The following is a 19,903-nucleotide window of genomic DNA, read 5'->3' as shown; positions in this document are numbered from 1 at the left end:
CGGGATCATGCGCGTCAGAATAACGACTTCGCCGCGGCGGTGGCCACGCTGACCAGCGGCCCCGGATAGGCGAAGAAGAAGATGTTGAAGATGCCGGCGACCGCGAGAACGGTGCGCAGCTCGATGCGCGCCGGATCGAGCTTGCCGTGCGGCTGGTCGAAATACATCACCTTGACGATCGACAAATAATAGAACGCGCCCACCACGCTGGTCAGCACGCCGATGACGGCGAGCGTGAACAGGTTCGCCTTGATCGCGGCGACGAACACGTACCACTTGGCGAAGAAGCCGGCGAGCGGCGGAACGCCGGCGAGCGAGAACAGCAGCATTGCGAAGAAGAAGGCGAGCAGCGGGTTGGTGCGCGACAGGCCGGCCAAATCGCTGATCTGCTCGACCGCCTGGCCGTTGCGCTTCATCGCCACGATGAAGGCAAACGAGCCGAGCGTCATCGCGACATAGATCGCGATATAGACCAGCACGCCCTGCGCGCCCTCGACGGTGCCGGAGGCAAGCCCGACCAGGGCGAAGCCCATATGGCCGATCGAGGAATAGGCCATCAGCCGCTTGATGTTGGTCTGGCCGATCGCCGCGAACGCGCCGAGCGCCATCGAGGCGATTGCCACGAACACCAGTATCTGCTGCCACTGCGTGACGATGCCCGGGAAGGCGGTCAGCGTCGCGCGGGTGAACACGGCAAGTGCGGCGACCTTCGGCGCGGAGGCGAAGAAGGCGGTGACCGGCGTCGGCGCCCCCTCATAGACGTCGGGCGTCCACATGTGGAACGGCACCGTCGAGATCTTGAAGCAAAGGCCGGCGAGCAGGAACACGAGGCCGAACACGAGGCCGACACTGCCGGTGGTGGCGGCGGCTGCTATGCCGGCGAAGCTCACGGTGCCGGTGAAGCCGTAGATCAGCGAGGCGCCGTAGAGCAGCATGCCCGACGACAGCGCGCCGAGCACGAAATACTTCAGGCCGGCCTCGCTGGACTTGGCGTTGTCGCGCTGGCTCGCGGCGACGACATAGAGCGCAAGGCTCATCAGTTCGAGGCCGAGATAGAGCGTGATCAGGTCGCCGGCCGAGATCAGCGCCAGCATGCCGAGCGTCGACAGCAGCACCAGGATCGAGAACTCGAAGGTGCGGTTCGACGGCTCGGACAGGAATTCGGTCGCGAGGATCAGGGTCGCCGCCGAGCCGATCAGCGCCAGGATCTTCAGGAAGCGGGCGAAATCGTCGACGATGAAGCTGCCGCCGAAGGTAACAAGCTTGCCGTGCGGCAGCCACAGCTCAAGCACGCCGGTCAGGACCAGGAGCAGTATCGAAAGCGTGGTGACGAGCCGCGTCGTCCCCTGCCCGCGATAGGCTCCGATCATCAACAGCACCATGGCGCCGACCGCGAGCACCAGCTCCGGCAGCACCGGCTGCAACTGATAACCTGCACTGGAAAAGCTCATGGGCTAAGGCCTTATTGGACGACCAGCGCGGCTGCCTTCACGGCAGTCACGGCGGTATTGTAATTGTTGACGAGCTGCTGGACCGAGGCGGCCGACATATCGAGCACCGGCTTCGGATAGACGCCGAACAGGATGGTCAGCGCGATCAGCGGAAACAGCGTCAGGCATTCACCGAAGGTGAGATCCTTGATCGACATCAGCGACGGCTTGACCAGCGCGCCGAACACCACCTTGCGGTAGAGCCACAGCGCATAAGCGGCCGACAGGATCACGCCCGTGGTGGCGAAGAACGCGGTCGGCAGCGACACTTTGAAGGTGCCGAGCAGCGTCATGAACTCGCCGACGAATCCGGATGTGCCGGGCAGGCCGACATTGGCCATGGTGAAGATCATGAACGTCATCGCGTAGAGCGGCATCCGGTTGACCAGGCCGCCATAGGTGGCGATCTCGCGCGAATGCATCCGGTCGTAGACGATGCCGACGCAGAGGAACAGCGCGCCGGAGACGATGCCGTGCGAGACCATCTGGAACATGCCGCCGGCGACGCCCTGCGTCGTCACCGCGAAGATGCCCATGGTGACGAAGCCCATATGCGCGACCGAGGAGTACGCGATCAGCTTCTTCATGTCCTCCTGCATCATCGCCACCAGCGAAGTGTAGATGATGGCGATGACCGAGAGCGTGAACACGAACGGCGCGAAGTCGTGCGAGGCCAGCGGGAACATCGGCAGCGAGAAGCGCAGGAAGCCGTAGCCGCCCATCTTCAGCAGGATCGCGGCCAGGATCACCGAGCCCGCGGTCGGCGCCTCGACGTGCGCGTCCGGCAGCCAGGTGTGCACCGGCCACATCGGCATCTTCACCGCAAAGGAGGCGAAGAAGGCGAGCCACGCCCAGGTCTGCAGCGAGCGCGGTACGGCGGTGTGCATCAGGGTCGGGATATCGGTCGTGCCGGCGTTCCAGTACAGCGCCATGATGGCGAGCAGCATCAGCACCGAGCCGAGCAGCGTGTAGAGGAAGAACTTGAACGACGCATAGACCCGGCGCGGACCGCCCCAGACGCCGATGATCAGGAACATCGGGATCAGGCCGCCCTCGAAGAACAAATAGAACAGCACGAGGTCGAGCGCCGAGAAGGTGCCGACCATCAGCGTTTCCAGGATCAGGAACGCCATCATGTATTCGCCGACCCGGCTCGTGATCGCCCGCCAGCTTGCGATGATGCAGAGCGGCATGATCGCGGTGGTGAGGATCAGAAGCGGCAGCGAAATTCCGTCGACGCCCATGTGGTAGGTGATGCCGGTGGCGAGCCAGGACGCCTTCTCGACGAACTGGAACTCGGTCTGCGCCGGATCGAAGCGCGCGACCAGGATCAGCGACACCGCGAGCGTGATCAGCGTGGTCCACAGCGCGATCCAGCGCGCCGTGCGGTTCGCCGTCTCGTCGCCGCCCCGCGCCAGCAGGTAAACTAGGATCGCGCCGACGGCCGGCAGGAAGGTGGTGACCGAAAGGATAGGCCAGGTTGTCATTACTGGCCTCCCAAGCCGAACATGAACCAGGTGATCAATCCGGCGGCCCCGATCAGCATCGCGAACGCGTAGTGATAGAGGTAACCGGTCTGCAACTTCACGACGTTGCGGGTGACGTCGAGCACGCGGGCCGACACGCCGTCGGGACCGAGGCCGTCGATGACGAAGCCGTCGCCCTTCTTCCAGAGCTGGTAGCCGAGCCACTTGGCCGGCCGCACGAAGATGAAGTCGTACAGCTCGTCGAAGTACCATTTGTTGAGCAGGAACTGGTACAGCATCGGCTGGGTGTTCGCGAGCTCCACCGGCAGATACGGCCGGCGGATGTAGAACATGTACGAGACGAACAGGCCGAGCGCCATCATGATGGTGGGCAGCGGCACGAGCCATGCCGGCATGTGCTCCATGTTCTCGAGGATATGCGGGTTCATCTTCACGGACTCGCGGAAGAACTCCTCCACGCCGTGATGGCCGACGAACACCTCCTTGAACGGGAAACCGGACAGGATCGAGCCCGCCGCCAGCACGCCGATCGGCACCAGCATCCACATCGGGCTCTCATGCGCGGCCTCGTAGTGATGCTGGTCGTGCGGCTCGCCGAAGAAGGTCTTGAAGATCAGACGCCAGGAATAGAACGAGGTCAGGCCGGCGGCCGCGATCGTCAGCCCATAGGCATAGGTCGAGAACGGGTTATGGGCTGCATAGGCCGCCTCGATGATCGCGTCCTTGGAGAAGTAGCCGGCGAACAGCGGGAAGCCGGTCAGCGCCAGCGTGCCGATGGTCATCACCGCGAAGGTGTAGGGGATCTTGCGCCAGAGTCCGCCCATGTTGCGGATGTCCTGCTCGTGATGCATCGCGTAGATCACCGAGCCGGAGCCCAAGAACAGCAGCGCCTTGAAGAAGGCGTGCGTGAACAGATGGAACATGCCGACCGAATAGGCCCCTGCCCCCATCGCCACGAACATGTAGCCGAGCTGCGAACAGGTCGAATAGGCGACGATGCGCTTGATGTCGTTCTGCACGAGGCCGACGGTCGCGGCAAAGAACGCCGTCGTCGCGCCGAAGAACATCACCACCGCCTGCGCGGTCGGTGACAGCTCGAACAGCGGCGACAGCCGCGCCACCATGAAGACGCCGGCGGTGACCATGGTCGCGGCGTGGATCAGCGCCGACACCGGGGTCGGACCTTCCATCGCGTCCGGCAACCAGGTGTGCAGCAGGAACTGCGCCGACTTGCCCATCGCGCCCATGAACAGCAGGCAGCAGGTCAGCGTCAGCGCGTCGGCCTGCCAGCCGAAGAAGTTGATGGTCTTGCCCGTCAGGCCCGGCGCGGCGTGGAAGATGGTCTCGAAATCGGTCGAGCCGACCAGCATGAAGATGGCGAAGATGCCGAGCGCGAAGCCGAAGTCGCCGACCCGGTTGACGATGAAGGCCTTGATCGCCGCCGCGTTGGCCGACGGCTTCTGGTACCAGAACCCGATCAGCAGGTAGCTCGCCAGACCGACGCCCTCCCAGCCGAAGAACAGCTGCACGAGGTTGTCCGACGTCACCAGCATCAGCATAGCAAAGGTGAACAGCGAGAGATAGCCGAAGAAGCGCGGCCGGTACGGGTCCTCGTCCATGTAGCCGATGGAATAGAGGTGGACCAGCGAGGACACCGTGTTGACCACGACCAGCATCACCGCAGTCAGGGTGTCGATCCGCAGCGACCACGACACCTGCAGGTCGCCGGAGGTGATGAACGGCAACAGCTGAATGCTAGCGTCGTGATGCATGAAGCCGACGTCGACCAGGGCAAACCAGGACAGCGCCGCCGAGACGAACAGCAAGCCCGTGGTGATCAGCTCGGCCGCACGCGAGCCCGCCGCTGCCGGCTCGGAGACGTGGTGATCGTCATGAGCATGGTCGTCATGAGCGTGATCGTCATGGGCATGTGAGGCATGAGCATCGCCATGCGCGTCGTCGTGATGGTCGACGGTGTCGCCGCTCGGGCAGCGCGCATGCGCACCGACCAGCGAGATAATCCCCGCGAGTATGGCGCCCAGCAGAGGCAGGAATACGATTGCCTGGTACATCGGCGCGCTAGCCCTTCATCAGATTGACGTCTTCAACCGCGATCGAGCCGCGGTTGCGGAAATACACCACCAGCACCGCAAGGCCGATCGCAGCCTCGGCCGCGGCCACCGTCAGCACCAGGAGCGCGAACACCTGGCCGACGATATCGCCGAGGAAGGTCGAGAACGCCACCAAGTTGATGTTGACCGAGAGCAGGATCAGCTCGATCGACATCAGGATGACGATGATGTTCTTGCGGTTGAGGAAGATGCCGAGGATCCCGAGCGTGAACAGGATCGCGCCGACCGCCAGATAGTGCCCGAGCCCGATCGTCATTTCACCCACTCCGCCGCGTCGGCATCCTGGAGCCCCTGCCCCGACGCCACCTTGCGCAACACCATCGCAATTTCGGGCGTCCGCGCGTTCTGCACATTGATGTCCTGCCGCTTGACCTTCGCCTTGTGGCGCAGCGTCAGCACGATGGCGCCGATCATGGCGACCAGCAGCACGAGGCCCGCCATCTGGAAGTAATGGATGTACTTGGTGTAGAGCACGAGGCCGAGCGCCTCGGTGTTGCTCACATTCGCCGGGATCGCCGCCGTGATCGTCTTGGCGACCTGCGGGTTGATCACCCAGGCGCCGACCACCAGCAACAGCTCGAACATGAAGATGCCGCCGATCACGATGCCGATCGGCAGGTACTGGATGAAGCCCTCGCGCAGCTCGACGAAGTCGACGTCGAGCATCATGATCACGAACAGGAACAGCACCGCGACCGCGCCGACATAGACCACGATCAGCATCATGCCGAGGAACTCGGCACCCATCAGGATGAACAGGCCCGAGGCGTTGACGAACGCCAGGATCAGGTACAGCACGGAGTGCACGGGATTGCGCGAGACAATCACCATGACCGCCGACGCCACGCAGGCAGCGGCAAACAGATAGAAGAACAGCGCCGGAAGGATCATGCCCTCACCTCACCGGTACGGCGCGTCGAGTTCGATCGACTTCGCAATCTCGCGCTCCCAGCGGTCACCATTGGCGAGCAGTTTCGCCTTGTCATAATAGAGTTCCTCGCGGGTCTCGGTCGCGAACTCGAAGTTCGGTCCCTCGACGATGGCATCGACCGGACAGGCCTCCTGGCACAGCCCGCAATAGATGCACTTCACCATGTCGATGTCGTAGCGCACGGTACGGCGGGTGCCGTCGTTGCGGCGCGGGCCGGCCTCGATCGTAATCGCCTGCGCCGGGCAGATCGCCTCGCACAGCTTGCAGGCGATGCAGCGCTCTTCGCCGTTCGGATAGCGGCGCAGGGCGTGCTCGCCACGGAAGCGCGGCGAGATCGGGCCCTTCTCGAAGGGATAGTTCAGCGTCGGCTTCGGCTTGAAGAAATAGCGCATGGCGAGAACGAACGCCGATACGAATTCCGACAAGAGAAGCGAGCGCGCCGTTGCGTTGACATTGATACCCATGGCGAACCTCACTTCGGCGCGATGCCGGCGAATTGCAGCACGCCGGCCACGATCACCACCATCGCCAGCGACAGCGGCAGGAACACCTTCCAGCCGAGCCGCATGAGTTGATCGTAGCGGTAGCGCGGCACGATCGCCTTCGCCATCGCGAACAGGAAGAACATGAAGAACAGCTTCAGCGCGAACCAGACGATGCCGGGAATCCAGGTGAACGGCGGCAGGTTCACCGGCGGCAGCCATCCCCCTAAGAACAGGATCGTCGCCATCGCGCACATCGTGGTAATCGCGACATACTCGCCAAGCATGAACAGCAGATACGGGGTCGAGCCGTATTCGACCATGAAGCCGGCGACCAGTTCGGATTCCGCTTCGACCAGGTCGAACGGCGGGCGGTTGGTCTCGGCCAGCGCCGAGACGTAGAACACCACGAACATCGGGAACAGCGGCCACACATACCAGTTCAGGATGGTGAGCTGCGGCAGGCCGATCAGGCTGGCGAGCCCGCGGGCGTTCTGCGCCTCCACCACGGCCGAGAGGTTCAGCGAACCGCAGCAAAGCAGCACGGTGATGATGACGAAGCCGATCGAGACTTCGTAGGACACCATCTGCGCCGCCGAGCGCAGCGCGGCCAGGAACGGGTATTTCGAGTTCGACGACCAGCCGGCCATGATGATGCCGTAGATCGACAGCGATGAGATCGCGAAGATGTAGAGCACGCCGACATTGATGTCGGAGATCACCCAGCCCAAATCCATCGGGATCACCGCCCAGGCGGCGAGCGCGAGGACACAGGAGACCAGCGGCGCGAGCAGGAACACGCCCTTGTTGGAGCTCGCCGGGATGATCGGCTCCTTCAGCACGAACTTCAGGAGGTCGGCGAAGGATTGCAGCAGCCCCCACGGGCCCACCACGTTGGGGCCGCGGCGGATCTGCACCGCCGCCCAGATCTTGCGGTCGGCGAGCAGGATGTAGGCGATCGCGATCAGGAGGACGACGAGCAGCAACACGCTCTGCGCGACCATGATGATCAGCGGCCAGAGGAAGCCGGTCCACAACGAGCTTGCGAAGAATTCAGCCATCAGGTCACGCTCACTCCGCTGCCGTCAGCATTCGGCCCGATGCCAGCCGCGAGCACTCCGCCATCACGGCAGACGCCCGCGCGATCGGGTTGGTCAAATAGAAGTCCTCGACCGTCGGCTTGAACGCCGCCTTCTCGACGCTGCCGCCCTTGGCCGCGAGCGCCTTGATATCATCGCTCTTGCCGGCCTCGATCTGGTCGAGCCGCATCAGATGCGGATAGGCCTTGAACATCGCCTGGCGCAGCGCCTGCATCGAGTCGAAGGGCAGCCTCTTGCCGAGCACGTCGGACAGCGCGCGCAGGATCGCCCAGTCCTCGCGGGCCTCGCCCGGCGGGAACGCGGCGCGGTTGGCCATCTGCACCCGGCCTTCGGTATTGACGTAGATGCCGGCCTTTTCGGTGTAGGCGGCGCCCGGCAGGATGACGTCGGCGCGGTGCGCGCCGCGATCGCCATGGGTGCCGATATAGACGACGAAGGTGCCGTCAGCCGGCTTGATCTCGTCGGCGCCGAGCAGGAACAGCACGTCGAGCGTGCCGAAGGTCGTCATCTGCGCCGCGTTGAGGTCGCCGCCCGCCGGCGCAAAGCCGATATCGAGCGCGCCGGCGCGCGATGCCGTGTCCTGCAGCACCGCAAAGCCGTTCCAGCCGTCCTTCAGCGCGCCGACATCGACGGCGAGCTTCGCTGCCTGCGCCAGCACCGCCGCGCCGTCGTGACGGGTGTAGGCGCCGGCGCCGACCAGAATGATCGGGTGCTTGGCGTTCTTCAGCACGTCGGCGAAGGAGTGCTTGCCGGCAACGAGATCGGCCAGCGTGTCGGTGCCCGCGCCGAGATAGTCGTGATCATAGGTGAAGTCGGCCTTGGCGCCGATCATGCCGACCTTGAGGCCGCCGGTGCGCCAGCGCTTGCGGATGCGCGCGTTGAGCACCGCGGCTTCCTTGCGCGGATGCGAGCCGATGATCAAAAGCGCGTCGGCCTGATCGATGCCGGCAATGGTCGGGTTGAAGATGTAGGAGCCGCGGCCGGCCTTGGCGTCGAACGCGTCGCCGCCCTGCACCGCCAGATTGGCCGAACCGAACTTCGCCAACAGCTCCTTCAGCGCGAACATCTCCTCGACCGCGGCGAGGTCGCCGGCGATGGCGCCGATCCGCTTGCCGTCGCTCTTGCCGACCTTCGCTGATATCGCGGCGAACGCTTCCTGCCATGTCGCCGGCTTGAGCTGGCCGTTCTCGCGGACATAGGGCCGGTCGAGGCGCTGGGTGCGCAGGCCATCGACGATGTGGCGGGTCTTGTCGGAGATCCATTCCTCGTTCACGGCCTCGTTGATACGCGGCAGGATGCGCATCACCTCGCGACCGCGGGTATCGACGCGGATCGCGGAACCCACGCCGTCCATGACGTCGACCGACTGGGTCTTGCCGAGCTCCCAGGGCCGCGCCGCGAAGGCATAGGGCTTCGAGGTCAGCGCGCCCACCGGGCAGATGTCGACGAGGTTGCCCTGCAGCTCCGAGGTCAGCGCGGACTCCAGATAGGTCGTGATCTCCATGTCCTCGCCGCGGCCGGTCGCGCCCATTTCCGGCGCGCCGCAGACTTCGGCGGAGAAGCGGACGCAGCGCGTGCACTGAATGCAGCGGTTCATCGAGGTCTTGACCAGCGCGCCGAGATACTTGTCCTCGACCGCGCGCTTGTTCTCGGCGAAGCGGCTGGTGTCGACGCCGTAGCCCATCGCCTGGTCCTGCAGGTCGCACTCGCCGCCCTGGTCGCAGATCGGGCAGTCCAGCGGATGGTTGATCAGCAAGAACTCCATCACGCCTTCGCGCGCCTTCTTCACCATCGGCGAACGGGTGGAGATCTCCGGCGGCTCGCCCTTCGGGCCCGGACGGCAGTCGCGCACGCCCCATGCGCAGCTTGCTACCGGCTTCGGGCCGCCCTTCACCTCGACGAGGCACATCCGGCAATTGCCGGCGATCGACAGCCGCTCATGGTAGCAAAAGCGCGGGATCTCGGCGCCGGCCGCCTCGCACGCCTGCAGCAGCGTGTACTCCGGCGGCACATCGATCTCTTTGCCGTCGATGATGATCTTGGTCATTGCTCTACTCCGCCGCGACCATGTTCACGGGATCGCGGACGCCGATATCGTCGATATCGGCCTTGTGTGAATACTGGTCGATGCGCTCTTCGATCTCGTGCCGGAAATGCGCGATCAGGCCCTGGATCGGCCAGGCTGCGGCGTCGCCGAGCGCGCAGATGGTGTGGCCCTCGACCTGCTTGGTCACTTCCAGCAGCATGTCGATCTCGCGCTTGTGGGCGCGGCCCTCGGCCATGCGCGTCAGCACGCGCCACATCCAGCCGGTGCCTTCGCGGCACGGCGTGCACTGGCCGCAGCTCTCGTGCTTGTAGAAGTAGGAAATGCGGGCGATGGCGCGGATCAGGTCGGTCGACTTGTCCATCACGATCACGGCCGCGGTGCCGAGGCCGGAGCGCAGCTTGCTCAAGCTGTCGAAATCCATCGGCGTGTCGATGATCTGCTCAGCCGGCACCATGCGCACCGACGAACCGCCGGGGATCACCGCCTTCAGATTGCTCCAGCCGCCGCGGATGCCGCCGCAGTGCTTTTCGATCAGCTCGCGGAACGGGATCCCCATCGCCTCTTCGACGTTGCAGGGACGCTCGACATGGCCGGAGATGCAGAACAGCTTGGTGCCGACATTGTTCGGCCGGCCGATGGCGGCGAACCAGGCGGCGCCGCGGCGCAGGATGTCGGGCGCGACCGCGATCGACTCGACGTTGTTCACGGTGGTCGGGCAGCCATAGAGACCGACATTGGCCGGGAACGGCGGCTTCAGCCGCGGCTGGCCCTTCTTGCCCTCGAGGCTCTCGAGCAGCGCGGTCTCCTCGCCGCAGATATAGGCGCCGGCGCCGTGCGCGACGTAAAGGTCGAACGGCCAGCCGTTGACATTGTCCTTGCCGATCAGCTTGGCGTCATAGGCCTGGTCGATCGCGGCCTGCAGGCGCTCGCGCTCGCGGATGAACTCGCCGCGGACATAGATGTAGCAGGCATGCGCGTTCATCGCGAAGCTCGCGAGCAGGCAGCCTTCGATCAGGAGATGCGGATCGTGCCGCATGATCTCGCGATCCTTGCAGGTGCCGGGCTCGGACTCGTCGGCGTTGACGACGAGGTAGCTCGGCCGACCGTCGGTCGATTCCTTCGGCATGAACGACCATTTCAGGCCGGTCGGGAAGCCCGCACCGCCGCGGCCGCGCAGGCCCGACGCCTTCATCTCGTTGATGATCCAGTCGCGGCCCTTGTCGATGATACCCTTGGTGCCGTCCCAGGCACCGCGACGGCGTGCGCCCTCGAGGCCCCAGTCGTGGAGGCCGTAGAGGTTCTTGAAGATGCGATCCTTGTCGGCGAGCATTCTCAAAACTTTCCGAACATCAACGGTTGGCTTGGGAGTAAGCGAGCCCGGCGGCGCAGCCGCCGAACACCACGGCCCACAACAGGCTGGATTCAAGCGATGCGTTCAATCCGTAGCGCTGCAGCAGGAAGATGAAGCCCGCGGCAACCACGGTGTGCAGGGCGATGTAGCGCCAGTTCTTCATCGCACCGACCCTCCCCGTCCCGGTTGCCTGGATCGTAAGACCGCGCATCAGGTGATCTCCTTCAGCGTGGTCGGACCGCCCACCGGCGCCGAGAGCTGACGGTCGATCTGCGGACCGGGCTTAGGCGGATTGCCGGCGGCAAAGCCGTCGAGCACCTTGCCGAAGCTCTCCTTGGTCAGGTCCTCATAGGTGTCCTTCCAGATCTGCACCATCGGAGCATTCACGCAGGCGCCGAGGCACTCGACCTCCTCCCAGGAGAAGTTGCCGTCCTTCGACAGATGGAAGGGATCGTGATGGATGCGGTGCTGGCACACCTCGATCAGGTCGGCGGCGCCGCGCAGCCGGCACGGAGTCGTGCCGCAGACCTGCACATGCGCCTTCTTGCCGACCGGGGCGAGCTGGAACATCGTGTAGAAGGTCGCGATCTCGAGCACGCGGATGTGGGGCATCTCGAGCAGGTCGGCGACGGCGCGGATCGCCGCTTCCGAGACCCAGCCCTCGTGCTGCTCCTGCACGCGCCACAGGATCGCGATCACGGCCGAGGCCTGGCGGCCCGGCGGATATTTCGTGATCTCCTTCTTCGCCCAGGCGAGATTCTCGTCCGTGAACGTGAAGCTCGCGGGCTGCAATTCCTTCGGGGCAAGACGGCGGACGGACATCGTTCAGTCTCTCATTGCACGCGGCGTGCGGCCTTGGCGTTCAGTGCATCGATCCGGTCTTGCCAGAAGGCGCTTGCGGTGCCGAACACGTTGTAGCCGGTGTTGGTGGAAACCTTGATGCGATCGAGGATCGAGAGCTCGTTCACGGTCTCAAGGCGATTGGTGCTGGGGTCGTAGACGATCAGCGTCAGCGGCGTCTGTTCGAGGATGTAGCGCGACACGGTATGGGCGCGATCGCTGCCGTGCTCCTCGCACAACAACACGCTGTCGGCTTCCATCAGCCGCCGGCCGCCCTTCATGGCGTCGATCTCGACACCCTCGACGTCGAGCTTGACCAGGTACTTGCCCGTCGGCGCAACCTTGCCGTCCGCGATCAGGTCGTCGAGCGCGACGACAGGCACTTGCTCGCCCGTCGCCTGGTCGCCGGCGATGCTGAAGGCCTCGTGCTTGGTGCCCGACAGCCGCGCGGTGCCGCGGGCGGCGCCGATCGCGCACTTCATGGTCTCGAAGCGGTTGCCGTTGACGCGGGCGTTGTTGGCGAGCTTCGGATAGTTCTGCGCCGACGGCTCGATGGCGATCGCCTTGTGGGCGCCGAACGGCCGGCTCGAGACCAAGACCGACCAATAGCCGTAGTTCGCGCCGCAATCGAGCAGCGTGTAGTCGACGTCGGCGGAATCCTCGAACAGCAGCTCGAGCTCGTCCTCATAGGTGTAGTCGCAGTCGAGCAACTTGCTCCAGTAGCCGTCGCCGTACGGGAATTCGAACACGGCGTCGTCGTTGAGCTTCACCGCGATGTCGCGCTCCGGCAGCGTCCTGCGCAGCAGGTTCGCGCAGGCGATGTAGCCCTTGTGCGAAAAATGCGAGGAAATCCTCGCTCCGACCGACAGCGCCAGCGCAGCGGTCCGCTCCCAGGCGTTGGCCCCTTCAAGGGCCCCCGAGGCGCGGTCAAACTGGATGGGCGGCTGCGCCATCACCGATCGACCTCTCCGAACACGATGTCGAGCGAGCCGAGAATTGCCGAGACGTCGGCCAAGAGATGGCCCTTGCAGATGTGGTCCATCGCCTGCAGATGAGCGAAGCCCGGCGCGCGGATCTTGCATTTGTAGGGCTTGTTGGAGCCGTCGGCGACAAGATAGACGCCGAACTCGCCCTTCGGCGCCTCGACCGCGGCATAGACCTCGCCGGCCGGCACGTGCACGCCTTCGGTGTAAAGCTTGAAGTGATGGATCAGCGCTTCCATCGAACGCTTCATCTCGCCGCGGCGCGGCGGCGAGATCTTGTTGTCCTCGACCACGACGGGCCCCTGCCCGTCGGGCGCCTTCAGCTTCTGGATGCACTGCTTCATGATGCGCACGGACTGGCGCATCTCTTCCATGCGGATCAGGTAGCGGTCGTAGCAGTCGCCGTTCTTGCCGATCGGGATGTCGAACTCCATCTCGGCGTAGCACTCATAGGGCTGCGCCTTGCGCAGGTCCCAGGCCGCGCCCGAGCCGCGCACCATGACGCCCGAGAAGCCCCACTCCCAGGCCTCCTTGAGCGGCACCACGCCGATATCGACGTTGCGCTGCTTGAAGATGCGGTTGCCGGTCAGGAGCGTGTCGAGGTCGGCGACCACCTGCAGGAACGGGTCACACCAGGCCTCGATATCGTCGATCAGCTTCGGCGGCAGGTCCTGATGCACGCCGCCGATGCGGAAATAGGCCGCGTGCATGCGCGAGCCGGAGGCGCGCTCGTAGAACACCATCAGCTTCTCGCGCTCTTCGAAGCCCCACAGCGGCGGGGTCAGCGCGCCGACGTCCATCGCCTGCGTGGTGACGTTGAGCAGATGCGACAGGATGCGGCCGATCTCGCAATAGAGCACGCGGATCAACTGCCCGCGGCGCGGCACTTCGATGCCGAGCAGCTTCTCGGCCGCGAGGCAGAACGCATGCTCCTGGTTCATCGGCGCGACGTAGTCGAGCCGGTCGAAATACGGGATCGCCTGCAGATAGGTCTTGTGCTCGATCAGCTTCTCGGTGCCGCGGTGAAGCAGGCCGATATGCGGGTCGACGCGCTCGACCACCTCGCCGTCCAATTCGAGCACGAGACGCAAAACACCGTGGGCGGCCGGGTGCTGCGGTCCAAAGTTGATTGTGAAATTGCGAAGATTCTGCTCGTTCATGGTCAGGCCTTCGGCTCCGCCTTTGCCTTTTCATCGCCCGGCAGCGGATAGTCCGCGCCTTCCCAGGGCGAGAGGAAATCGAACTTGCGGAATTCCTGGTTGAGCCGCACCGGCTCGTACAGCACCCGCTTCTCCTGGTCGTCGTAGCGGACCTCGACGAAGCCGGTGAGCGGGAAATCCTTGCGCAGCGGATGGCCGTCGAAGCCGTAATCGGTCAACAGCCGGCGCATGTCCGGATGGCCGATGAAGATCACGCCGTAGAGGTCGTAGGTCTCGCGCTCGAACCAGTCGGCGCCCGGGAACACGCCGATGATCGACGGCACCTGCGTGGTTTCGTCGGCCTCGGCGCGCAGGCGAATGCGCGTGTTCAGCGTCGGCGACAGCAAATGATAGACCACGTCGAAGCGCTTCTCGCGGCCGGGATAGTCGACCGCGGTGACGTCGGTGAAGTTGACGAACCGGCAGTTGGGGTCGTCACGCAGGAACGTGACCACGTCCACGATCCTCGTCGCGTCGACATCGACCGTCAGTTGGTTGAACGCAACCGAGTGCGCGATGGCGGCGCCCGGAAGCGCGCTCACAATCGTCTGCCCAAGGGCGTCGAGCTTGCCGTCGTCCATGACGTAAAACCTTAGCGTTCGATGGTGCCGATGCGGCGGATCTTCTTCTGCAACAGCAACACGCCGTACAGCAGCGCTTCCGCGGTGGGCGGGCAGCCCGGCACGTAGATGTCGATCGGCACGATGCGGTCGCAACCGCGCACCACCGAGTAGGAATAGTGGTAGTAGCCGCCGCCATTGGCGCAGGAGCCCATCGAGATGACGTAGCGCGGCTCCGGCATCTGGTCGTAGACCTTGCGCAGCGCCGGCGCCATCTTGTTGGTCAGCGTGCCGGCAACGATCATCACGTCGGACTGCCGCGGCGAGGCACGCGGCGCAAAGCCGAAGCGCTCGACGTCGTAGCGCGGCATCGACACCTGCATCATCTCGACCGCGCAGCAGGCGAGACCGAAGGTCATCCACATCAACGAGCCGGTCCGCGCCCAGGTGATGAGGTCGTCGGCCGCGGCGACGAAGAAGCCTTTGTCGGACAGCTCGTGATTGACCTCGAGGAAGAACGGATCGTTCGCCCCGACCGGCTTGCCGGTCGACGGATCGAGGATGCCTTTCGGAGCCTGCGCGATCGCCGGCTGCGAGGGTGCCTGGCTCAATCCCATTCGAGCGCGCCTTTCTTCCATTCATATGCAAACCCGACCGTCAGCACGGCCAGGAACACCATCATCGACCAGAACCCGGTGGCGCCGAGCTTTCCGAACGCCACGGCCCAGGGGAACAGGAACGCGACTTCGAGGTCGAAGATGATGAAGAGGAGCGACACCAGATAGAAGCGGACGTCGAACTTCATGCGGGCGTCGTCAAAAGCGTTGAATCCGCATTCATACGCGGAGAGCTTTTCCGGATCCGGCTGCTGGAACGCGACCAGGAACGGCGCGATCAGGAGCGCCAGACCGATCAGGCTCGCGACCCCGATAAAGACCACAAGTGGGAGATAATTCTGCAGGATGCCGCTCATCGGCGAAGCCTTCTTGCTGCGGTTTCGGACGTGCCGCAGATTCGTTAATTGGAATTGTTCTGAGGCTTTAGCGCAGCGCAACAGAGGGCGCAAGACAAGCAATATTGACGGTTTGCGCCTCCCCCCTGCGAGGTCTATGCCGGGCTCGGCGGTCCGCTCCGGCCTTGTCCGGCCAACGCGGCCATCCCGGATTGGTGCCCCGAGGACGGTCTCCGGTCAGTTCAATTCTTTCTCCGCTGCGAGCATCTCGGCCGCGACCACGGTCAGGCGGTCGATGTGCCCCAGCAGCAGTTCCAGATCCTGCGGGCTCAATTGTTCCAGGAGCCGCCGGTTGCGCTCCTGCGCGCCCGCCACGATGGCGTCGTGTGCGGCGAGCCCGGTCTTGGTCAGGGACACCAGCGTCTCGCGGTTGTCGCGCGGGTTGACCGCCTTGGCGACCAGCTTGCGCGCGACGAGTTCGGCGAGCGCCCGGCTGATCTGGCCCTTGTCCATGCCGACCGCCTCGGCGAGCCGCACCACGCTCATCGGCGGTCGGCGGCCGAGCGAGGCGACCAGCCCGAACTCGACCGAGGACAGTCCGGCGAGGCGCTTGTAGCGCAGGATCGCGCCGCGCTTGAGCAGGTTCGCCAGCACCATCAGCCGCGACGACATCATCGCGGTGATCGGGGCCAGTTCGGCATCCAGAACGGTGTCGGGCTGCGCGGCCTTCGCGGTCTTCGGCTTCTCGGTCATCGGCCAACCTCTGCCAACAAAGGCCGTCCCTGCCAAGCTATTCGATATCGTTGACATTGTCATCGATCTATCGTTGACTCCGGCAATACAAGGCGCGACCGCGGCCCCAAGACGCCGCGGCGGGAGGGAACAGCATGACGATCACCCAGCGGGATCGCGATCTCGGCACGGCCTACGCCATGAAGCCGCCCGCCGGGCGGACCGAGCTCACCTCGGTGGTCCGCGGCACGCCGATGGGCGAGCTGCTGCGCCGTTACTGGCACCCGATCGGACTGGTCAGCGACGCCACCGATATCCCCAGAAAAGTACGCGCGCTCGGCGAAGACCTGATCCTGTTCCGCGACAAGCATGGCCGGGTCGGCCTGCTGCATGCCCGCTGCTGCCACCGCGGCACCACGCTCTACTATGGCAAGGTCGAGGATGACGGCATCCGCTGCTGCTACCACGGATGGAAATTCGACACCGAGGGCCACTGCCTCGAGCAGCCCTGCGAGCCCGAGGGCGGGTTATTCAAGGACAAGGTGCGCCAGCCCTGGTATCCGGTGCAGGAGCGCTACGGCCTGATCTTCGCCTATATGGGCCCGGCCGAGAAGCGGCCGGTGCTGCCGCACTACGAATGCCTGGAGACCATGGACGACGGCGAGTTCGTCGAGGCCGACGATTCCTCGATCGGCGGCGGCGGACCCGCGGTGATCCCGTGCAACTGGCTGCAGCATTTCGAGAACGTGGTCGATCCCTACCACGTGCCGGTGCTGCACGGCTCGTTCAGCGGGCCGCAATTCACCACCATGATGGCCTCGATGCCCGAGGTGAAGTTCGAGATGACGCCGCGCGGCGTCGCGGTGCGCTCGATCCGCAAGCAGGACGACGGCAAGGTGTTTTACCGCGTCACCGAGGCCGCCCTCCCCACGCTCCGCGTCGTGCCCAATCCGCGGGTCGCGCAGTTTGCCCGCGTCGAATCGATCGGTTGGACCTTGCCGATCGACGACACATCGTTCCGCATCTATGTCGCCGGCCGCGTCAGGAACGCGGGCGACATCGGGCGCATGCGCTCGAAGTTCAACGGCAAGTTCTGGTGGGACATGACGGAGGAAGAGCACCAGCAATTCCCCGGCGATTACGAGGCCCAGGTCGGCCAGGGGTCGGTGACGGTTCATTCCGAAGAGCATTTCGGCCAGAGCGACCGCGGCATCCTGATGATCCGCCGCATGCTGAGCGACCAGCTCGAGGCGCTCGCCGCCGGGCGCGACCCGATTGGCGTCTCGTTCGAGGCCGACGCCAAGCCGGTCGAATTCGAAGCGGGGAACTACATCCGCGAGGCCTGACGCCAACGTCGCAGGTCAAAGCAAAACATGGGGGAAGCCATGGTCGACGTCGCGCCTGAGGTGGCCGTGCAAGCCGATGCCGCCGCGAAGCCTTCGACCCGCCGGTATTACGTGCTCGGCCTGCTCACGGTCGTCTATGCGCTGAACTTCCTCGACCGCACCATCTTCAATGTGCTGATCGAGCCGATCAAGAAGGAGTTCACGCTCAGCGACACCACGATGGGCCTGCTCGCGGGCTTTGGCTTCGTGCTGTTCTATTCGGTGCTCGGCATCCCGATCGCGCGGATCGCCGACCGCCTCAACCGTCGCAACATCATCGCCACCGCCTTCGCGTTCTGGAGCGCGATGACCTATCTCTGCGGCATGGCTTCGAGCGTCACCACGCTGGCGCTGGCGCGCATCGGCGTCGGCATCGGCGAATCCGCCGGCACGCCGGCCTCGCAATCGCTGATCGCCGACCTGTTCGACAAGAACGAGCGGCCGCGCGCGCTCGGCATCTACGCGATCGGCACCTATCTCGGCGTCTTCCTCGGCTATTTCATCGGCGGCTATGTCAACCAGCACTATGGCTGGCGCATGGCCTTCTTCAGCGCCGGCCTTCCTGGCATCGCGCTCGCCGCGGTGCTGTGGCTGACGGTATCAGAGCCGAAGCGCGGCGCGATGGCCGAGACCTTCACGCCGGAGCCGATCGGGCCGACGCTGCGCTTCCTCGCCGCGCAGCCGAGCTTCATCATCGTGCTGATCGGCTTTTGCCTGACCACCTACACGAACTACGCGACCGCAGTGTGGATCCCGCCGTTCCTCGCACGCATCCATCATCTGACCAGCGCCGAGATCGGCACCTATGCCGGCACCTTCAAGGGCCTTGCCGGGATGGCCGGCACCCTGATCGGCGGGCTTGTGGTGGCGCGGATCAGCCGCCGCGACGACCGCTGGAAATTGTGGGCGCCCGCGATCATGTCCGGCCTCGCCGGCCCGGTGTTTGCGCTGTGTATGCTGGCGCCGAGCTTCCCGCTGATGGTCGCAACGCTGGCGCTGACCTCGTTCCTGGTCGGCTTCCATCTCGGCCCGATCTTCGCCATCGCGCAGACGGTCGCCAAGCCCAGCATGCGCGCGCTCGCCTCGGCGATCGTACTCCTGACCGCCACCTGCTTCGGCCAGGGTGTCGGCCCGCTCGCGGTCGGCATGATCAACGATGCGTTGAAGGCCGGCTACGGCGCCGACGCAGTGCGTTACTCGCTGCTGTCAGCGGCGGTCACCACCACGCTCGGCGCACTGCTGTTCGTCTGGGCGGCGCGCTCGATCCGATCGGATATCGAGCGGGCGAGCTGAGCCGCCTCCCCGGCTCAGCCGGCCATGAAAGCGAGCAGGTCGGACACGAGGCGCTCGCTGTGGGTTAGCGGGAGCGCGTGCGGCGCGCCCTCATAGACAATCAGCCTGCTGCCCTTGATCAGCTTGGCGGTCTTCGCGCCGCTGAGCGCGAGCGGCGCGCTGGCGTCCTTGTCGCCCTGCACGATCAGCGTCGGACGGTCAATCCCGGCGCATGCGGCGCGGAGATCGGCGAACGAGATGGTCTTGCGGCACGCCAACGCCACCGGCACCGGCACATTCAGCATCATCTCCCTGACCCAGGCCCGCGTGATCTCCGGCGTGTCGGGCATGAAGAATGGCGCCTCGTTCGCCGCCATCCATTTCGGAAAGTCTTGCGCGATGGCCGCATTCTGCGCATCGATCGTGGCCGCCGGAACCGCGTCGGGATTGTCTTCGGTCTTGACCAGGAACGGCGTGGTCGGCGCGACCAGCACCAGCTTCGCAATACGCTCCGAGCCGTGACGCGCGAGATAGTCGACCGCCTCGATCGCCCCCATCGAATAAGCGACGAGTATCACGTCGCGGAGGTCGCGCTGTTCAATCACCGATGCGACATCGTCGGTCAGCGTGTTCAGGTCGTATCCCGTCGCCGGCATGTCGGATCGGCCATGCCCACGCCGGTCGGGCGCGATGCACCGGAAGCCCTTGGCGTTGAGCGCAGCTATATGGCTGCCCCAGGCGATGGAATTGAACGTCCACGCCGACAGGAACAACACCGGCCGGCCGGAGCCCCAGTCCTGAACGAACAGCCTGGTCCCATCCCTGGCGGTCGCAAACGGCGCCCGCCCCGTCGGCTGCGGCGCCGGCGTTTGCGCTCCCGCCGGCGCGGTTGCTGCCAACGCGGTGCCAAGCAACGTCGCTTCGAGAACGGTTCTACGATTCATCGCGCATCTCCCTGCA

General features: G+C 64.9%; 20 protein-coding genes. 2 read left to right on the top strand and 18 right to left on the bottom strand.

The annotated features are described in order from the left end of the window. Positions 1-14: 14 nt before the first annotated feature. The 17 genes from nuoN to ACFFWD_RS32945 all read right to left on the bottom strand — a co-directional run bounded on the left by nuoN (position 15) and on the right by ACFFWD_RS32945 (position 16,307). Complete coding sequence (gene nuoN / locus ACFFWD_RS33025; protein ID WP_376972601.1) at positions 15-1,451, bottom strand: NADH-quinone oxidoreductase subunit NuoN; 1,437 nt, start codon at positions 1,449-1,451, stop codon at positions 15-17. An 11-nt stretch (positions 1,452-1,462) separates the two neighbouring features. Further along, positions 1,463-2,977 (bottom strand): NADH-quinone oxidoreductase subunit M, encoded by a 1,515-nt coding sequence (locus tag ACFFWD_RS33020; RefSeq protein ID WP_376972598.1) that lies wholly within the window; start codon positions 2,975-2,977, stop codon positions 1,463-1,465. Further along, entirely contained in the window at positions 2,977-5,049 is a 2,073-nt protein-coding gene (gene nuoL, locus ACFFWD_RS33015; RefSeq protein ID WP_376972596.1) for an NADH-quinone oxidoreductase subunit L, read from the bottom strand. The genes ACFFWD_RS33020 and nuoL overlap by 1 nt, the downstream gene beginning before the upstream one ends. A gap of 7 nt (positions 5,050-5,056) precedes the next feature. Next, entirely contained in the window at positions 5,057-5,365 is a 309-nt protein-coding gene (gene nuoK, locus ACFFWD_RS33010; protein WP_027537255.1) for an NADH-quinone oxidoreductase subunit NuoK, read from the bottom strand. Continuing rightward, positions 5,362-6,000: an NADH-quinone oxidoreductase subunit J gene (locus ACFFWD_RS33005; RefSeq protein WP_376972593.1), complete on the bottom strand. Its 639-nt coding sequence runs from the start codon at positions 5,998-6,000 to the stop codon at positions 5,362-5,364. Before ACFFWD_RS33005 ends, nuoK begins: the two co-directional genes overlap by 4 nt. 9 nt (positions 6,001-6,009) lie before the next feature. Then, a complete protein-coding gene (gene nuoI / locus ACFFWD_RS33000) occupies positions 6,010-6,504 on the bottom strand; it encodes an NADH-quinone oxidoreductase subunit NuoI (protein ID WP_376972591.1) in 495 nt (164 codons plus the stop codon). An 8-nt stretch (positions 6,505-6,512) separates the two neighbouring features. Next, complete coding sequence (gene nuoH / locus ACFFWD_RS32995; RefSeq protein WP_376972588.1) at positions 6,513-7,583, bottom strand: NADH-quinone oxidoreductase subunit NuoH; 1,071 nt, start codon at positions 7,581-7,583, stop codon at positions 6,513-6,515. Between the two features lie 10 nt (positions 7,584-7,593). Then, positions 7,594-9,669 (bottom strand): NADH-quinone oxidoreductase subunit NuoG, encoded by a 2,076-nt coding sequence (nuoG, locus tag ACFFWD_RS32990; protein WP_376972586.1) that lies wholly within the window; start codon positions 9,667-9,669, stop codon positions 7,594-7,596. Positions 9,670-9,673: 4 nt separating this feature from the next. Continuing rightward, complete coding sequence (gene nuoF, locus ACFFWD_RS32985; RefSeq protein WP_376972584.1) at positions 9,674-10,999, bottom strand: NADH-quinone oxidoreductase subunit NuoF; 1,326 nt, start codon at positions 10,997-10,999, stop codon at positions 9,674-9,676. Between the two features lie 19 nt (positions 11,000-11,018). Further along, positions 11,019-11,231, bottom strand: a complete 213-nt coding sequence (locus ACFFWD_RS32980) for a hypothetical protein (protein WP_376972582.1) — start codon at positions 11,229-11,231, stop codon at positions 11,019-11,021. Next, the gene (nuoE, locus tag ACFFWD_RS32975) at positions 11,231-11,842 is read right to left on the bottom strand and encodes an NADH-quinone oxidoreductase subunit NuoE (RefSeq protein WP_376972580.1); all 612 of its coding nucleotides are present in this window, start codon (positions 11,840-11,842) and stop codon (positions 11,231-11,233) included. Before nuoE ends, ACFFWD_RS32980 begins: the two co-directional genes overlap by 1 nt. 11 nt (positions 11,843-11,853) lie before the next feature. Next, the gene (locus ACFFWD_RS32970) at positions 11,854-12,813 is read right to left on the bottom strand and encodes an FkbM family methyltransferase (protein WP_376972578.1); all 960 of its coding nucleotides are present in this window, start codon (positions 12,811-12,813) and stop codon (positions 11,854-11,856) included. After that, positions 12,813-14,003 (bottom strand): NADH-quinone oxidoreductase subunit D, encoded by a 1,191-nt coding sequence (locus ACFFWD_RS32965; RefSeq protein ID WP_376972575.1) that lies wholly within the window; start codon positions 14,001-14,003, stop codon positions 12,813-12,815. The genes ACFFWD_RS32970 and ACFFWD_RS32965 overlap by 1 nt, the downstream gene beginning before the upstream one ends. Before the next feature lie 2 nt (positions 14,004-14,005). Next, the gene (locus ACFFWD_RS32960) at positions 14,006-14,623 is read right to left on the bottom strand and encodes an NADH-quinone oxidoreductase subunit C (RefSeq protein ID WP_376972573.1); all 618 of its coding nucleotides are present in this window, start codon (positions 14,621-14,623) and stop codon (positions 14,006-14,008) included. A gap of 11 nt (positions 14,624-14,634) precedes the next feature. Next, a complete protein-coding gene (locus tag ACFFWD_RS32955; protein ID WP_376972571.1) occupies positions 14,635-15,219 on the bottom strand; it encodes a NuoB/complex I 20 kDa subunit family protein in 585 nt (194 codons plus the stop codon). Next, positions 15,210-15,575, bottom strand: a complete 366-nt coding sequence (locus tag ACFFWD_RS32950; RefSeq protein WP_376972569.1) for an NADH-quinone oxidoreductase subunit A — start codon at positions 15,573-15,575, stop codon at positions 15,210-15,212. The genes ACFFWD_RS32955 and ACFFWD_RS32950 overlap by 10 nt, the downstream gene beginning before the upstream one ends. 216 nt (positions 15,576-15,791) lie before the next feature. After that, positions 15,792-16,307 carry a MarR family winged helix-turn-helix transcriptional regulator gene (locus tag ACFFWD_RS32945; RefSeq protein ID WP_376972567.1) on the bottom strand — a complete coding sequence of 172 codons (516 nt, stop codon included), beginning with the start codon at positions 16,305-16,307 and terminating at the stop codon, positions 15,792-15,794. A 134-nt stretch (positions 16,308-16,441) separates the two neighbouring features. On the opposite strand from ACFFWD_RS32945, the gene ACFFWD_RS32940 reads away from it, so the two are divergent. Together ACFFWD_RS32940 and ACFFWD_RS32935 are read left to right on the top strand one after the other, a co-directional pair. Further along, on the top strand, positions 16,442-17,632 hold the full coding sequence (locus ACFFWD_RS32940) for a Rieske 2Fe-2S domain-containing protein (RefSeq protein ID WP_376972565.1): 1,191 nt from the start codon (positions 16,442-16,444) through the stop codon (positions 17,630-17,632). 39 nt (positions 17,633-17,671) lie between these two features. Continuing rightward, positions 17,672-18,964: a spinster family MFS transporter gene (locus tag ACFFWD_RS32935; protein WP_376972563.1), complete on the top strand. Its 1,293-nt coding sequence runs from the start codon at positions 17,672-17,674 to the stop codon at positions 18,962-18,964. A gap of 14 nt (positions 18,965-18,978) precedes the next feature. On the opposite strand, the gene ACFFWD_RS32930 is transcribed toward ACFFWD_RS32935, so the two are convergent. Continuing rightward, positions 18,979-19,887, bottom strand: a complete 909-nt coding sequence (locus ACFFWD_RS32930; protein ID WP_376972561.1) for an alpha/beta fold hydrolase — start codon at positions 19,885-19,887, stop codon at positions 18,979-18,981. Between the last annotated feature and the right edge of the window lie 16 nt (positions 19,888-19,903).

It is taken from the genome of Bradyrhizobium erythrophlei (genome assembly GCF_042430365.1).
GTDB classification, from domain to species: Bacteria; Pseudomonadota; Alphaproteobacteria; order Rhizobiales; family Xanthobacteraceae; genus Bradyrhizobium; species Bradyrhizobium erythrophlei.
The sequence above is the reverse complement of the archived record's forward strand: the minus strand, read 5'-3'. Positions and strand labels throughout refer to the sequence as shown.

What these genes read in the sequence shown, in the direction of transcription:
- nuoH (WP_376972588.1), bottom strand. Translation starts at nt 7,583, where the DNA reads ATGGCTGAATTCTTCGCAAGCTCGTTGTGGACCGGCTTCCTCTGGCCG.
- ACFFWD_RS32980 (WP_376972582.1), bottom strand. Translation starts at nt 11,231, where the DNA reads ATGCGCGGTCTTACGATCCAGGCAACCGGGACGGGGAGGGTCGGTGCG.
- ACFFWD_RS32930 (WP_376972561.1), bottom strand. Translation starts at nt 19,887, where the DNA reads ATGAATCGTAGAACCGTTCTCGAAGCGACGTTGCTTGGCACCGCGTTG.
- ACFFWD_RS32935 (WP_376972563.1), top strand. Translation starts at nt 17,672, where the DNA reads ATGGTCGACGTCGCGCCTGAGGTGGCCGTGCAAGCCGATGCCGCCGCG.
- nuoG (WP_376972586.1), bottom strand. Translation starts at nt 9,669, where the DNA reads ATGACCAAGATCATCATCGACGGCAAAGAGATCGATGTGCCGCCGGAG.
- ACFFWD_RS33020 (WP_376972598.1), bottom strand. Translation starts at nt 2,977, where the DNA reads ATGACAACCTGGCCTATCCTTTCGGTCACCACCTTCCTGCCGGCCGTC.
- ACFFWD_RS32960 (WP_376972573.1), bottom strand. Translation starts at nt 14,623, where the DNA reads ATGGACGACGGCAAGCTCGACGCCCTTGGGCAGACGATTGTGAGCGCG.
- ACFFWD_RS33005 (WP_376972593.1), bottom strand. Translation starts at nt 6,000, where the DNA reads ATGATCCTTCCGGCGCTGTTCTTCTATCTGTTTGCCGCTGCCTGCGTG.
- ACFFWD_RS32950 (WP_376972569.1), bottom strand. Translation starts at nt 15,575, where the DNA reads ATGAGCGGCATCCTGCAGAATTATCTCCCACTTGTGGTCTTTATCGGG.
- nuoL (WP_376972596.1), bottom strand. Translation starts at nt 5,049, where the DNA reads ATGTACCAGGCAATCGTATTCCTGCCTCTGCTGGGCGCCATACTCGCG.
- ACFFWD_RS32970 (WP_376972578.1), bottom strand. Translation starts at nt 12,813, where the DNA reads ATGGCGCAGCCGCCCATCCAGTTTGACCGCGCCTCGGGGGCCCTTGAA.
- nuoK (WP_027537255.1), bottom strand. Translation starts at nt 5,365, where the DNA reads ATGACGATCGGGCTCGGGCACTATCTGGCGGTCGGCGCGATCCTGTTC.
- ACFFWD_RS32965 (WP_376972575.1), bottom strand. Translation starts at nt 14,003, where the DNA reads ATGAACGAGCAGAATCTTCGCAATTTCACAATCAACTTTGGACCGCAG.
- nuoE (WP_376972580.1), bottom strand. Translation starts at nt 11,842, where the DNA reads ATGTCCGTCCGCCGTCTTGCCCCGAAGGAATTGCAGCCCGCGAGCTTC.
- ACFFWD_RS32940 (WP_376972565.1), top strand. Translation starts at nt 16,442, where the DNA reads ATGACGATCACCCAGCGGGATCGCGATCTCGGCACGGCCTACGCCATG.
- ACFFWD_RS32955 (WP_376972571.1), bottom strand. Translation starts at nt 15,219, where the DNA reads ATGGGATTGAGCCAGGCACCCTCGCAGCCGGCGATCGCGCAGGCTCCG.
- nuoF (WP_376972584.1), bottom strand. Translation starts at nt 10,999, where the DNA reads ATGCTCGCCGACAAGGATCGCATCTTCAAGAACCTCTACGGCCTCCAC.
- nuoN (WP_376972601.1), bottom strand. Translation starts at nt 1,451, where the DNA reads ATGAGCTTTTCCAGTGCAGGTTATCAGTTGCAGCCGGTGCTGCCGGAG.
- ACFFWD_RS32945 (WP_376972567.1), bottom strand. Translation starts at nt 16,307, where the DNA reads ATGACCGAGAAGCCGAAGACCGCGAAGGCCGCGCAGCCCGACACCGTT.
- nuoI (WP_376972591.1), bottom strand. Translation starts at nt 6,504, where the DNA reads ATGGGTATCAATGTCAACGCAACGGCGCGCTCGCTTCTCTTGTCGGAA.